Source organism: Novosphingobium sp. AP12, assembly GCF_000281975.1.
In the GTDB taxonomy this organism is placed as follows: Bacteria; Pseudomonadota; Alphaproteobacteria; order Sphingomonadales; family Sphingomonadaceae; genus Novosphingobium.
Map to the genome: position 1 here is coordinate 30,365 of NZ_AKKE01000048.1, position 13,478 is coordinate 43,842.

Here is a 13,478-nt window from a genome sequence, read left to right on the forward strand (position 1 = left end):
CCCCATTTACATCTTCACGCGGACGGTCACGCCGTAGGTGCGCGGATTGCCGGGGTAGCCCTGGATGATCCCGGTCGACTTCGTGTAGCCGAGCAGGTTGATGTAGTAAGCCTTGTCGAACAGGTTCTCGACCCAGAGCTGGACGTCGAGGCGGCCGTTGTCGAGCAGGGTGCCGGCGCGGACGCTGGCGAGCGCGTAGCCCTTGATCTCGGCCGAGGGATCGAGCGTGATCGTGGTGTTCTGCTTCGAGCGGTAGTTGACGTCGAACAGGCCGTAGACCTGCGTCGTGTCGTTGATCGGCACGGTGTAGTCGACGGTGAAGTCCGCCGTCCACTTGGGCGCCCAGGCCACCTGGCGGCCGGTGAGGTCGCAGGTCAGCGCGGTCGACTGCGCCGGGCAGACCGAGTTGTGGAACGAGGAATAGGTCGCCTTGTTGTAGGCCACGAAGCCCTTGGTGTGCAGGCCGCGCGCCAGCCAGGTCTGCATTTCGGCCTCGATGCCCTTCGAGGTCACCGAGCCGACGTTCGACAGGAACTTAAGCGCTGTGTTGCCCACGCCGATCGCCTGGTTGGCCTGATAGTCCTTCACCTTGGTGTGGAACGCGGTGAGGTTGAGCATGACCTTGTTGTCGAAGAAGGTGCTCTTGAAGCCGACCTCGAAGTTGTCGGCGGTCTCGCCGTCGACGGTCTGCTTGGCGCCGACCGCGATCGCCTGCGGGTCGACCAGCGGTAGCAGGTTGAAGCCCGCCGACTTGTTGCCGCGCGCGTACTTGGCATAGACGAAGAAGTCCGGCGTGACCTTGTAGTTGATGCCCGCCTCGCCCGAGAGCGCGCTGTCCTTCAGGCTGGTGTCGACGTGGCCGAGCTGCGCGTTGGCGCCCGCCGCCGACATCGCGTTGATCTGCGCGGTGTTGAGGTTGCCCGGATTGGAGACGACCTGGCCGTCGTAAAGCTGCGAGCGGCGCTCCCAGGTCTGGCGCAGGCCGACGTCGATCGAAAGGTTGCGCGCGGCGTCGGGATGCCAGGTTACGTTGCCGAACAGCGCCTCGGTGTCGGTGTGGAACACCGCCTGGCTGGCGATGCCGAAGCCGTCGAGGCGCGCGGCGTAGGCGCCCTGGGCCCAGGTCCGGCCGCCCACGGTCGGGAAGGCGGTCGCGCTCGGGTTGGCGGCCCAGATGTTGTACTGCGGGCCGAACTCGATGCGCGAGTCCACCTGCAGACGCTGGCGGCTGAGGAAGCCGCCGACGGTGGCCTCGATCGGCTGATCAGCCGGGGTCGACCAGCGCAGTTCCTGGCTGAACTGGTGCTCCTTGTTGCACGAGCCGTAATCGGTGATGGCGTCGAGCTGGGTGTAGTCGTTGTCGTTGTTGGTGAAGCACTCCCACTCCTGATACGCGGTGATCGAGGTGAAGGTGCCGACGCCGTCGACGTCGAAGTTGATCTCGCCGCTGGCTGAGTTCGACTTGGTCTGCGCGTTCAGCGCGCCGTCGATGTTGACGTAGCGGTCCTTGGCGTTGCTGGTCAGCAGCGTGTAGCCCGCCGCCGCCATGCGCGCCTGCAGTGCTGCCGGATTGTAGACCGACAGGATCACCGGCGACATGGTGTTGAAGTCCTGCTCGCCGTGCATGCCGATCAGGCGGACCGTCAGGTTGTCGGTCGGAGTGGCGAGCAGCTGGGCGCGGATGCCCGAACCCTGGCGGGCGTTCTGGTCGCCGCCGTTGTAAAGGTTCTTGTAGGTGCCGTCGCGGCTGCTGTCGAAGGCGGAGACGCGCACCGCCAGCTTGTCGGCGATCAGCGGGCCGGTCACGCTGGCCTTTACTTCACGCAGGCCGAAGTTGCCGAAGCTGACTTCGCCGCCGCCCTGAAGCCCGAACTCGGGCTTGAGCGTGTTAATGATGACTGCGCCGGCGGTGGTGTTCTTGCCGAACAGCGTGCCCTGGGGGCCGCGGAGCAGTTCCACGTCGGCGACGTCGTTGAAGTCGGTCGAGACCATGCCCTGGCGGCCGGTGTAGACGCCGTCGACGAAGATGCCGACCGAACCGTCGATGCCGTCGGTGTTGAAGCCGTTGTTGCCGATGCCGCGGATGCCGAGGTTGAGCTGCTTCGGGTTGGTCAGGTAGACCGAGAAGGACGGGAACTTGTTCTGGAAGTTGGTGAAGTTCACCAGGTTCTGGCGGGTCAGTTCCTCGGCCGAGATGACGGTGATCGGGATCGGCACCGTCTGCGCGTTCTCGCTGCGCTTGCGCGCGACGACGGTGATCTCGGCGCCGCCGTCCGAGGCGTCGGAGGCAGCGGCTTCGGCGGCATCGGCAGCCGTCTCGGCATGGGTGACGGTGGCGAGCGGGAGCAGGCTGGCGGAGATCAGCAGGAGGCCGACGCTCTTCCTGAGCGACGCGCGGAGCATGGAAACGGACATCGATGGACCCTCATTTTTACACGCGCACAACCACGCCTCCCCCATCGACGGTCGCAGGGAGAGTTGGATGAAAGCAGCAGGAAAGCCGTGCCGCCGGATCGGTCGCGATTGCGTTGAGCGGCCGATAGTGTCGCTAGATGGCGGTATTGTTACAGTTTGTGTCTCGCCGTTCAGATTGTTTCGACGTGGAGACCGGGCCGGCCGGCTTCCAGCGAGAAACGGGCGATATCAGCAATCCCTGAATCCTCCCGGCGCGCGTCCGCAAGGCCGCGATAGGTCACGCTGCCGCCCCTGGCGTCGATGTCGAGCCGGCCGTAGCCGCGCACCATGTTCTCCGCGAAGGCGAGGCCGTTGCCGGGGGCAAGGCGCTTGAAATCGGGGTCGTTGCGCAGCGAGGTGATCGAGCCGCCGACGAATTCGGCGGCGATGGGCGCCCCGTCGGGACGGTCCGGGTCGACGATCTGCGCGGCGGCGAAGGCATGGATGTCGCCGCCCAGCGCCAGCGGATTGCTGGTCTTCGCCTCGACCCAGCGGCGGAAGATCTTCTCACGCGCGGCGGGGTAGCCGGACCAGTTGTCGGCGGAATAATGCGGCGCGTCGGAAGGGTCGGCGGCGTCGGGCACGATCGACTGGCGCATGATTGTCTGCTGGCCGAGGATGTTCCACTGCGCGGGGCTGCGGGCAAGGCGTTCGTCGAGCCACCGCTCCTGCGCAGCCCCCAGCATGGAGCGGCTTGGATCGCGCAGGTCTGCGCAGTCGCCGATGACGCTGCGGTAGGGCTTGTGGGCTTCGATCAGCCCGGCCGGCTGGCAGGCGTGCGGACCGCGGTACTGCCGGTCGTCGACGATCTGGAGCTGCGCGAGGGCGCCCCAGTCGAGCGTGCGATAGATGCGCATGTCCGCGCCGCGCGGCGGGCGCACGCGCAAGGGCTGATGTTCGTAATAGGCCTGATAGGCGGCTGCGCGCCGGCGCAGGAAGGCCATGGGGTCGCCGTTGCCTTCGCTCAGTGCGCCAGCATAGTCGTTGGCGACTTCGTGGTCGTCCCAGGTCAGCGCCCAGGGCGCGGCGTGGTGAGCGGCTTGCAGCAGCGGGTCGAGCTTGTAGGTCGCATAGCGGGCGCGGTAGCCGGCGAGGTCGATCGGCTCGGGGTTGCGGTGCAGCCGGACCGCGTCCTTCTTGTTGGGCGCGCCCTCGTAGATGTAGTCACCGAGGAACAGGATGAGGTCCGGGTCCTCGGCGACCACATGGCGCCAGGCGGCGTAGAAGCCGGCCTCGAATTTCTGGCAGGACGCGAAGCACAGGCGCAGCCGATCGACCTTGGCGCCGCGTGCGGGCGCGGTCCTGGCGCGGCCGACCGGGCTGGCCTCGCCGCCTGCCAGGAAGCGGTAGAAGTACGCGCGGCCCGGCTTGAGGCCATCGGCATCGACATGGACCGAGTGCCCCCACCACGGCTCGGCGCGGGCGGTGCCGCTGCGCACCACGCGGGCGAAACGCTCGTCCTCGGCCACTTCCCAGCGGACCGGCACGGAGGTCGCCGGCATGCCGCCGTCACCGGCGAGCGGCTCCGGCGCGAGGCGGGTCCATAGGATCACGCTGTCGGGTTCGGGATCGCCCGATGCGACGCCGAGCGAGAACAGCCCGCTCGGCAGCCGGGATGCCCCTTGAGCGCCGATCGAGAACAGCGCTCCCGCCGCCGCCGCCCCGCCGAGCACCAGTCGGCGCGAGAATTCGGGAGGGCGGGGCGGCTGCGGCGCGTCGGGAGATGTCATGATGCAGGCGCCTATCGGCCCGGCATGTTACTTAACCATGACAGTGCGCCCGCCGGTCAGACCTGCGCGGCGATCGTCAGTTCGCCTTCGTCCTCGCCGTCCCAGTAGTGCACGCGCTCGCCGGATACTTTGATGAGCAGCAGGCCCGGCGTGTCGATGCCGTCCGGCCACCAGCGTTCGAGGCCCTTGGTCCAGTGCTCCGCGAACAGCGCCTTGTCGCGGATCAGCGAGGCCTTGCCTTCGACCGCGAGAAAGAACGGGCGCATGCCGAGGAATCCCGAGGTGCCCTGGTAGCTGAGGCCGACGTGGGGATCGGCCTCGATGTCGCCTACCATGCGCGTCGTCTCGTCGGCGAAGAACCAGGCGTCGCCGCTGTAGTCGACCTCGCGGTTGTTGCTCATGGGCCGCGCGGCGATAGCGCCGCCGTTGGTCCGGGTCGACAGGACGGTGAAGTCGATGTCGCGCATCTTCTCGGAGAGTTCGGCGAGGGTTCGGGTCATGACGGGTTCCTTTGGCTCTACTCCACGGAACGCCGGGCCTGCGCAGATGGTTTCGCCGGCTTGTGCGCGGCAAGGCACGAGACGACGCTGGCCAGCACGAACATCATCGCCAGCACCTCGAGCGGCGTGGGCAGTCGGCGTTCCCAGATGAAGGCGTAAAGCAGCGCGAACAGCGTCTCGAACAGGATCATCTGCCCGGCGAGGGTGAGCGGCAGCAGCCGGCTCATCCGGTTCCACAGCGCATTGCCGACCACCGAGGCCAGCAGCGCGATCCCCCCGCTCAGCGCAAGGAAGCGCATCCACGCGGCGGCGGCATGCCCCTGCGGCTCCAGCACCAGCGCGGCGGGCAGGAGCAGCACCGCCTGCGCGCCCGTCGCGACGCCGAGCAGCAGGCTCCAGTCGTGCGCCGAAACCTTGTCCACCCGCGCGAGGCAGCGGCTGTTGGCGACGGCGAAGGTCGCCCATGAAACGAGCGCCCCGATCGCGCAGAGCAGCCCGGCCAGCTGGGTCATGGTCGATCCGGCGCCGGGGCTCGCAATCGCCTGCCAGCCGATGCAGATTGCGGCGCCGGCGGCCAGCAGCAGCGAGGGCGCGAGTCCCGCCAGCGAGGGCGACGCCGCGTCCCGGCTCCCGACCACGGTGACGAGGACCGGGATGAAGCCGATAACCAGCGAGGTCATGGCAATCCCGCCCATCTGCACCGCGCTTGCCAGCAGGACATAGTAGAGCGTGTTGCCCAGCAGGCTGAGCCAGGTCAGCGCCAGCCAGTCGTCGCGGGTCAGGTGGGCCAGCGTGCTCGACCAGCGAGGTGCGAGCAGCACCGCCGCGATCGCTCCGTAGGCGAGATAGCGCCCCGCGGCGAGGTGTAGCGGGCCGAAGTCCCGCGCCAGTTCAGGTACCAGGAACACCAGCCCCCAGAGCGCGCCGGCGCCTATGCCGCAGGCGATGCCGACCGTGGTTTTCCGTGCGTCCGTCATCATGGGCTCCCTGCGAGAGCGGCGGCAGTCGCACGGCGCAGCGCGGATGTCTTGGCGCAGGCTATCGAAGTCTGGTCCCGGCCTCCCGCATCATGCGCCGGTAGGCGGCGGGCGGCAGCCCGGTCGCCTCGCGCATCGCGCGGGTCAGGGCGCTCTGGTCGAAGTAGCCGTAGCGGTGGGCGAGCTGCGCGATCGGGACGTCGCCGGACCCCAGATCCTCGCGCACGCGGGCGAGGCGCATGGCCGAAAGCCATCCGCGCGGTGTTGTGTCCAGTTCCTCGCGGAACAGCACATGGAGACGGCTGACGCTGAGACCGCCGCGCCGCGCCATGGCGGAAGCCGTCCAGTTCGCGCCCGGCTCGGCTTCCAGCGCGGCCAGCACCGCCGCGAGGCGTGACTTCGGACGGGGCGCCGCGCCTTCGACGGTGTCGAGCAGCAGCGGCACCCATCGCTCCAGGGTCGCGGCCGGGGCAGGGCCTGCGGACGCGGTGAGCGCCATGAAGTCGACCAGCTTGGTCGCGGCGAAGGGGAGGGGGTGGTAGGGTTGGCGCGCCAACTGCTCCCGCAGCCTCGGCGCCATTTCGCCCGGATCTAGGTCGAGGATGAAGGCGCTGTTGGCCTGCCCGGCCATCTGGTCGTGCTCGGTGTCAGTCTCCACGAACGCGAGGTCGCCCCGCCCAATCGCGCCGCCGCGCCCGCCGATCTCCATCTCCAGCGCGCCCGTCACCGGCAGCACGATCTGCGCGAAGCCGTGTTTGTCGAGCGTGCTCGACGACCCGTAGCTGCGGATCGCCAGCGCGAAGGGCGGTGAGGATGCCATGGGAGACATATAGCGCCGTTTCCTTTTGGAAACACGCTCTCTTGTATCAGCGGCAGAAGTCGGCGCCGTCCGCTTCGAGGTGGAGGTGGTTGGCGTGGGCGGCGTTGTAGCCCGGCCCCAGCGTCGTGCCGAAGCGCTTGCAGGCGCTGTCGTGGACGGTACGCAGGAAGCGGCGCTCCTCAGGCGTGCCACCATTCCAGTCTTCGAGCACGGTGATCCGCCGCCCGTCGCCCAGCACGAAGCCCGAGACGTCGATGGCGTTGGCGCTGGCGTGGCCCGAGCGGCGGTTGGTGCCCGCCACGTTGCGGCACGAGTAGCTGCCGAAAGTCTCGATCTTCACCACCCGGCTGCCGAGGATCTGCAGCGCCGCGCGGTCCACGCCGTAGCGCGCCCAGGCGGCGAAGGGCGCGGCCATCGCGCAGGTCACCGGGCCGAGCCCGGACAGCGAGACCGTCGCGTTGTCGGTGTTGAGTGCGGCCAGCTTCACCGATCCCACGGCGGAGCAGGCGCTGCCGTAATATCTGTCCTCCACCGGCGTGAACACCGCCTGCTGCGCGCTGAGCTTCGCGAGGCACTGGCGGACGTCGGCGCGCTGAGGCGGCGCGACCGGACGACTCGACGAGCGACTTGGCTGCCGCTTCTGGGGCGCCGGTCGGTCGATACACCCGCTCACCAGCGCAAGGAGAGGAAGGGCGATTAAATATTTCCGCATAGGGTCAAACTTCTGGGGGCTCCGCTTAACCTGCGCTTACCCGTGCCTTACGCCGCGCCGGGGCGCCATATGCATGCGGTCGTTTTGCACAGGCAACCGGCCTCCAAGTCGATTGACATATCCCGGCACGTCTCTAGGAGCGGCGCCGGGCCACGCGGTCCCAACGCCGCGCGAGCTCTCTGTAAGGAGAGTCAGAAATGACTGATTTTAATGCCGTACCCGCGCGTAAACCTGCTCGTCCGCAGTTCTCTTCCGGACCCTGCGCCAAGCCTCCCGGCTACTCCCCCGACAAGCTCGCGACTGAATCGCTAGGCCGCTCGCACCGTGCCAAGATCGGCAAGACGCGCCTCGCATACTGCATCGACCTGATGCGCGAAGTGCTGCAGCTGCCCGACACCCACCGCATCGGCATCGTCCCCGGTTCCGACACCGGCGCCTTCGAGATGGCCATGTGGACCATGCTCGGCGCGCGCGGCGTGACGACGGTTGCGTGGGAAAGCTTCGGCGAGGGCTGGGTGACGGACGCCGCCAAGCAGCTCAAGCTCGATCCCACCGTGATCCGCGCCGACTACGGCCAGCTTCCCGACCTCACCCAGATCGACTTCAGCACCGACGTGCTGTTCGCCTGGAACGGCACCACCTCGGGCGTGCGCGTCCCCAACGCCGACTTCATCCCGGCCGACCGTGAAGGCCTGACCTTCGCCGACGCCACCTCGGCGGTCTTCGCCTACGACATCGACTGGTCGAAGATCGACGTCGCCACCTTCTCCTGGCAGAAGGTCCTGGGCGGCGAAGGCGGCCACGGCGTGCTGATCCTCGGCCCCCGCGCGGTCGAGCGCCTCGAAACCTACACCCCCGCCTGGCCGCTCCCCAAGGTGTTCCGCCTGGTTTCCAAGGGCAAGCTCGCCGAGGGCGTGTTCAAAGGCGAGACGATCAACACCCCCTCGATGCTTGCCGTCGAGGACGCCATCTTCGCGCTCGAATGGGCCAAGGGTCTCGGCGGTCTGGAAGGTCTCAAGGCCCGCTCGGACGCCAACGCCGCCGCGCTCTCCAAGATCGTCGCCGACCGTGACTGGCTGGGTCACCTCGCTCTTGATGAGGCGAGCCGGTCGAAGACCTCGGTCTGCCTGACCGTCGAAGGCGCCGACGCGGACTTCATCAAGAAGTTCGCCGCCCTGCTCGAAAAGCAGGACGCCGCCTACGACGTCGCCGGATACCGCGACGCTCCGGCGGGTCTGCGCATCTGGTGCGGCGCCACCGTCGATACCCAGGACATCGAGGATCTCGGTCCCTGGCTCGACTGGGCCTACGCCGCCGTCAAGGCCGGCTGAACTTCTACGCGTATTTGATGGCGTCGCCCTGCAACGGCAAGGGCGACGCTTCCTTCCCGCACCGCGCACCGCCGCGCGCGGGATCGAGCAAGGATTAGAAACATGACCAAGCCCAAAGTCCTCATTTCCGACAAGATGGACCCCAACGCCGCCCGTATCTTCGCCGAGATGGGCTGCGACGTCGACGTCATCACCGGCGAGACGCCGGAACAGCTGATCGCCCGCATCGGCGAATACGATGGCCTGGCCATCCGTTCGTCGACCAAGGTGACCAAGGAAATCCTCGCCGCCGCGCCCCGCCTCAAGGTCATCGGCCGCGCCGGCATCGGTGTCGACAACGTCGATATCCCGGCCTCGTCGGCGCAGGGCGTCGTCGTGATGAACACGCCGTTCGGCAACTCGATCACCACCGCCGAGCACGCCATCGCGCTCATCTTCGCGCTGGCCCGCCAGCTGCCCGAAGCCAACGCCCAGACCCAGGCGGGCCTGTGGCCGAAGAACGGCTTCATGGGCGTCGAAGTCACCGGCAAGACGCTCGGCCTCATCGGCGCGGGCAACATCGGGTCGATCGTCGCCAGCCGTGCGCTCGGTCTGCGCATGAAGGTCGTCGCCTTCGATCCGTTCCTGACGCCTGAGCGCGCCGTGGAAATGGGGGTCGAGAAGGCCGACCTGGAAACCCTGCTCGCCCGCGCCGACTTCATCACGCTGCACACGCCGCTGACCGACCAGACCCGCAACATCCTCTCGGCCGAGAACCTCGCCAAGACCAAGAAGGGCGTGCGCATCGTCAACTGCGCGCGCGGCGGGTTGATCGACGAGGCGGCGCTGAAGGCGGGTCTCGATTCCGGCCACATCGCTGGCGCCGCGCTCGACGTGTTCCAGACCGAGCCTGCCAAGGACTCGCCGCTGTTCGGCACCCCGAACTTCATCTGCACCCCGCACCTCGGCGCATCGACGACCGAAGCGCAGGTCAACGTCGCCCTCCAGGTGGCCGAGCAGATGGCCGACTTCCTGGTCAACGGCGGCGTCACCAACGCGCTCAACATGCCTTCGCTGAGCGCCGAGGAGGCCCCGAAGCTCAAGCCCTACATGAAGCTGGCCGAAGTGCTCGGGTCGATGGTCGGCCAGCTGACCGTCGACTCGGTGCCGCGCATCTCGATCCACGTCGAGGGCGCCGCTGCCGAACTGAACCAGAAGCCGATCACCGCCGCCGTCCTCGCCGGTTTCATGCGCGTCCAGTCGGCCACTGTGAACATGGTCAACGCCCCGTTCCTCGCCAAGGATCGCGGCCTGGAAGTGCGCGAAGTCAAGACCGAGCGCGAGGGTGACTACCACACCCTGATCCGCGTTTCGGTCAAGACCGAGGCGGGCGAGCGTTCGGTCGCCGGCACGCTGTTCAACAATGTGGAGCCGCGCCTTGTCGAGATGTTCGGCATCAAGGTCGAGGCCGAGCTGGAAGGCTCGATGCTCTACATCGTCAACGAGGACGCGCCGGGCTTCATTGGCCGCATCGGTACGCTGATGGGTGACAACGGCATCAACATCGGCACCTTCAACCTCGGTCGCCGCGATGCTGGCGGCGAGGCGGTCCTGCTGCTCTCGGTCGACAGCCCGGTCGCCGGCGAAGTGCTGGAAGCGGCCCGTGCCCTCCCCGGCGTGAAGACGGTGAAGGCGCTGTCGTTCTGACCTGACCTTTATTTTTCGAACAAAGGGGTCGGCGTGAAAGCGCCGGCCCCTTTTTCGTTTCAGGAGGGTGCGGGATCGACGCTGTGAAAGAACCTGCGCGAACGTAGCGACGCGGGGCGATGCAGGAAAACGGGGAGGCGGCTTGCATCTCCCCCCAAATCGAGAGTGGCGCTCTCGACTGGGCGCGCCTTACTTGCGCTTGGCGACGAGGAACCCGATGAGGTGCGGCCGTGAAGGCGCACTCGCATCGACGAGGCGCAGCACCACGCCCAGCTGGCTCCCGTTGGGGCCATAGAAGCCGCCTACGAATTTGCCTGCGTACTTGCCGTCGGCGTTGACGATGTCGCCTGTGACGCGGATTTTGCTGGTGATGACGCCGGTGAGCTTGAAAGTGTCTTCATCGAATGGCTCGCCGCCGATCGACGTGGCGGTCTTCACCGGGATGGTCGCCTGCAGGGTGGCCGCGGCGAAGTCCACCGACAGCGTGCCGGTGCCCTGGAAACCGCTGGACGAGCCGACTCTGTCGAAATCAGGGTGGCTGGTGACGATCCCCGTTTCATAGGTGAAACTGCCCGAGGTCAGCATTTCGGAGGCGGCGCTGTCCGAGCCGAACAGGAAGTAGCGCATCGTCTCGGACGAGGCATCGCCGACCCGCTGGGTATCGCGTTCGTACTGACCAATCGCGACATATTCGTAGAGCATCGAATTGGTAAGATCGAGGGATTCGTACCCGCAGTAGTCATTGACCGAGGTCGGGGTGCAGAGAACGCGCTTCGAGTAGTACCGATACCCGTCGCCCGTGCGGCTGATCTGGTCCTTGGTGAAGGCGGTGTAGTAGCCCCGGTACTTCACGCTCATCTCTTCTGTCGGCAGCGTGTAGTTGACCTCGGCGGTGCCGTCGGAGGTGTGCAGTTCGCTTTCGTGGTGGTCGAACAGCCAGTAATTGGGCACGCCGCTCGCCTCATAGCGACGGAACGTGTTCATCTCGACGCCCGGCCCATGCCGGGTCCACGAGGCGGAAGTGAAGTCCCATACCTTCGCGTGCGCCGTGGCTGGCGGCGTTGCGACCGGCGTCGGCGTCGGCGTCGGCGTCGGCGTCGCGGTCGGCGCGGGCGCGGGCGTGGAAGAACCGGAATCGCCGCCGCACGCGGCAAGGAACAGCGGCAATGCCGCGGCGCAAAGGTACGAGAATTTCATGGAGCCCCCCGCATGAACGCGCGGGGATATTCCAAGGCCGGCCTTTCGACAACATCCGCCACTCGCCAAACCCGCCCCGGCCCGCTAAGGGCCCGCGCACTATGCACGAAAACGACCGCGATCTTCTGCCCGAAGGCTTGGGCGACCGTCTGCCGCAGCAGGCATGGGCCTCCCAGACGGTGCGCCGCGCCGCGCACGACGTGCTGGCGAGCCACGGCTACGCCCGCGTCGAGACCCCGGTGCTCGAATTCGAGAAGGCGCTGGCCAGCCGCATGGCGGGCGTGCGCGTGCGGCGCATGTTCCGCTTCATGGACCCCGTCTCGCTGCGGATGCTGGCGATGCGCTCGGACATCACCGCGCAGGTCGCGCGCATCGCCGCCACCGGCCTTGCGCAGGCGCCGCGTCCGCTGCGCCTCTCCTACTCGGGACAGGTCGTGACGGTGAAGGGCGACGGGCTCGACCCCGCACGCGAGCGACTGCAGGTGGGCGCGGAACTGATCGGCGCCGATTCGGTCCATGCCGCCGCCGAAATCGTCGAACTTGCGATCGAGGCCCTGCGCGCGGCGGGAGCCGCCGGCGTTTCGGTGGACTTCACGCTGCCCGACCTCGTCGACACGCTGAGCGCAGGCGCGCTGCCGCTGCCGGCCTCGGGGATCGAGGCGGTGCGCCAGATGCTCGACGCCAAGGACGCGGGCGGCCTGGTCGATGCGGGCGGCGAGGCATACCTGCCGCTGCTCTACGCGGTCGGCCAGTTCGACGAGGCGATCGAGCGGCTGGCGGCCTTCGACGTCGACGGCGTGCTCGCTAGCCGCATCGCGGGGCTGCGCGCCATCGCCGCGCGGGTTAACGGCAAAGCCCGCCTGACGCTCGACCCGTCGGAGCGCCACGGCTTCGAATACCAGTCGTGGTTCGGCTTCACCATCTACGCCGACGGCATCCCGGGCAGCATGGGCCGCGGCGGCACTTACGCCATCCTGGGCGGTGCCGGGCTCGACCCCGAACCCGCAACCGGCTTCTCGCTGTACCCCGACCCGCTGATCGAGGCGCTGACGGCCGTTGCGGCCGAGGAGCGCCGCCTGTTCCTGCCGCTCGGCCACGACCGCGAAGTCGCCGCCCGCCAGCGGGCGATCGGCTGGATCACGGTCGCCGCCCTGAGCGAGACCGACGAGCCCATGGCGCTCGGCTGCTCGCACCGGTTGGAAGGCGGCCAGGCGGTTCCGGTCTGAGGGCCGCCCCTACCGCAGCACTTGCGCCAGCCACTTGTCCACCGCGCCGGTCGCAGGATAGGCCGGCTCGCCGAGGTCGCGGTTGATCTGCATGTGGCCGCGCAGGCCATGGCCGTCGAACCCCTGCCGCTCCACCGGAGTGCCGGCCTTGCGCAGCGCGGCTTCCAGTTCATGCGCCTGCCGCACGCCGTCCGGGCGCTGGACGTGGAGCAGCAGGAACGCGGGCGCGTTGGGCGCCGCCGCCTGCACCGTGGGCGACAGTGCGCGCTGGCGGGCAGGCTCGGTGCCGAAGGCCTGCGCGTAGGTCTTCTGCATGATGCCCGGCCCGTCTTTCATCTGCTCAGGGACGTCGTAGGCGGCGCCGTCGATCGGGATAACGCCGCGAACGTCGGCGTAGGAAAGCCCGGCCTTGCGCAGGTACCGCGGGTCCGTGCCGACCAGCGCGACGAGCTGCGCGCCCGCGCTATGGCCCATCAGCACCACCTTGCCCCGCGCGATGCCGAGCGAATCCGCTTGGCGGAGCAGCGCGGCGAGGGCGTCGGCGATGTCTTGGGCCTGCTGCTCCACCGTGGCGCCCGGCACCAGCCGGTAGTTGACCGAGGCGAAGGCATAGCCGAGGCGGGTGTAGTGCGCGGTCTTGTAGGCCCCCGTGGCATTGGCCTTGTCGCCGCGCTTCCACCCGCCGCCGTGGACGAACAGCACCAGCGGGGCCGCCTTGCGCGCGCCCACCGCAGGCGAGAAGTCGAGAGTCTGCAGGACATCCGGGCCGTAGGATATCGTCGTCGGTGAAGGCGCCGCCGGTGCGGCCTGCGCCATCGCGGCTGGCGCCGCCGCCAGCGGCAGGG

General features: G+C 68.1%; 11 protein-coding genes. 3 read left to right on the forward strand and 8 right to left on the reverse strand.

What is annotated here, in order from left to right:
- Positions 1-6: 6 nt before the first annotated feature.
- From PMI02_RS08995 to PMI02_RS09020, 6 genes are all read right to left on the reverse strand, one after another.
- Positions 7-2,415, reverse strand: coding sequence for a TonB-dependent receptor (locus PMI02_RS08995; RefSeq protein WP_007681771.1), 2,409 nt, complete (start codon positions 2,413-2,415; stop codon positions 7-9).
- Positions 2,416-2,585: 170 nt separating this feature from the next.
- Complete coding sequence (locus tag PMI02_RS09000) at positions 2,586-4,184, reverse strand: alkaline phosphatase (protein WP_007681774.1); 1,599 nt, start codon at positions 4,182-4,184, stop codon at positions 2,586-2,588.
- Positions 4,185-4,240: 56 nt separating this feature from the next.
- The gene (locus tag PMI02_RS09005; protein ID WP_007681775.1) at positions 4,241-4,684 is read right to left on the reverse strand and encodes a pyridoxamine 5'-phosphate oxidase family protein; all 444 of its coding nucleotides are present in this window, start codon (positions 4,682-4,684) and stop codon (positions 4,241-4,243) included.
- Positions 4,685-4,701: 17 nt separating this feature from the next.
- The gene (locus tag PMI02_RS09010; protein ID WP_007681776.1) at positions 4,702-5,661 is read right to left on the reverse strand and encodes a DMT family transporter; all 960 of its coding nucleotides are present in this window, start codon (positions 5,659-5,661) and stop codon (positions 4,702-4,704) included.
- 61 nt (positions 5,662-5,722) lie between these two features.
- Complete coding sequence (locus tag PMI02_RS09015; protein WP_036503047.1) at positions 5,723-6,481, reverse strand: AraC family transcriptional regulator; 759 nt, start codon at positions 6,479-6,481, stop codon at positions 5,723-5,725.
- A 46-nt stretch (positions 6,482-6,527) separates the two neighbouring features.
- Positions 6,528-7,193 carry an extensin family protein gene (locus tag PMI02_RS09020; RefSeq protein WP_007681778.1) on the reverse strand — a complete coding sequence of 222 codons (666 nt, stop codon included), beginning with the start codon at positions 7,191-7,193 and terminating at the stop codon, positions 6,528-6,530.
- A gap of 197 nt (positions 7,194-7,390) precedes the next feature.
- Here PMI02_RS09020 and PMI02_RS09025 point away from each other — a divergent pair, with 197 nt between their 5' ends.
- Together PMI02_RS09025 and serA are read left to right on the forward strand one after the other, a co-directional pair.
- Positions 7,391-8,524, forward strand: a complete 1,134-nt coding sequence (locus tag PMI02_RS09025; RefSeq protein ID WP_007681781.1) for a phosphoserine transaminase — start codon at positions 7,391-7,393, stop codon at positions 8,522-8,524.
- Positions 8,525-8,626: 102 nt separating this feature from the next.
- A complete protein-coding gene (gene serA / locus PMI02_RS09030; RefSeq protein ID WP_007681783.1) occupies positions 8,627-10,210 on the forward strand; it encodes a phosphoglycerate dehydrogenase in 1,584 nt (527 codons plus the stop codon).
- Positions 10,211-10,399: 189 nt separating this feature from the next.
- On the opposite strand, the gene PMI02_RS09035 is transcribed toward serA, so the two are convergent.
- Positions 10,400-11,407, reverse strand: a complete 1,008-nt coding sequence (locus PMI02_RS09035; RefSeq protein WP_081496666.1) for a hypothetical protein — start codon at positions 11,405-11,407, stop codon at positions 10,400-10,402.
- 101 nt (positions 11,408-11,508) lie between these two features.
- Here PMI02_RS09035 and PMI02_RS09040 point away from each other — a divergent pair, with 101 nt between their 5' ends.
- On the forward strand, positions 11,509-12,633 hold the full coding sequence (locus PMI02_RS09040; protein WP_036503051.1) for an ATP phosphoribosyltransferase regulatory subunit: 1,125 nt from the start codon (positions 11,509-11,511) through the stop codon (positions 12,631-12,633).
- 9 nt (positions 12,634-12,642) lie between these two features.
- On the opposite strand, the gene PMI02_RS09045 is transcribed toward PMI02_RS09040, so the two are convergent.
- A complete protein-coding gene (locus PMI02_RS09045) occupies positions 12,643-13,476 on the reverse strand; it encodes an alpha/beta hydrolase (protein ID WP_007681793.1) in 834 nt (277 codons plus the stop codon).
- Positions 13,477-13,478: the final 2 nt, after the last annotated feature.

Bases quoted from the DNA above. Each gene is read 5' to 3' on its own strand.
- PMI02_RS08995 (WP_007681771.1), bottom strand. From the start codon at position 2,415: ATGTCCGTTTCCATGCTCCGCGCGTCGCTCAGGAAGAGCGTCGGCCTC.
- PMI02_RS09000 (WP_007681774.1), bottom strand. From the start codon at position 4,184: ATGACATCTCCCGACGCGCCGCAGCCGCCCCGCCCTCCCGAATTCTCG.
- PMI02_RS09005 (WP_007681775.1), bottom strand. From the start codon at position 4,684: ATGACCCGAACCCTCGCCGAACTCTCCGAGAAGATGCGCGACATCGAC.
- PMI02_RS09010 (WP_007681776.1), bottom strand. From the start codon at position 5,661: ATGACGGACGCACGGAAAACCACGGTCGGCATCGCCTGCGGCATAGGC.
- PMI02_RS09015 (WP_036503047.1), bottom strand. From the start codon at position 6,481: ATGGCATCCTCACCGCCCTTCGCGCTGGCGATCCGCAGCTACGGGTCG.
- PMI02_RS09020 (WP_007681778.1), bottom strand. From the start codon at position 7,193: ATGCGGAAATATTTAATCGCCCTTCCTCTCCTTGCGCTGGTGAGCGGG.
- PMI02_RS09025 (WP_007681781.1), top strand. From the start codon at position 7,391: ATGACTGATTTTAATGCCGTACCCGCGCGTAAACCTGCTCGTCCGCAG.
- serA (WP_007681783.1), top strand. From the start codon at position 8,627: ATGACCAAGCCCAAAGTCCTCATTTCCGACAAGATGGACCCCAACGCC.
- PMI02_RS09035 (WP_081496666.1), bottom strand. From the start codon at position 11,407: ATGAAATTCTCGTACCTTTGCGCCGCGGCATTGCCGCTGTTCCTTGCC.
- PMI02_RS09040 (WP_036503051.1), top strand. From the start codon at position 11,509: ATGCACGAAAACGACCGCGATCTTCTGCCCGAAGGCTTGGGCGACCGT.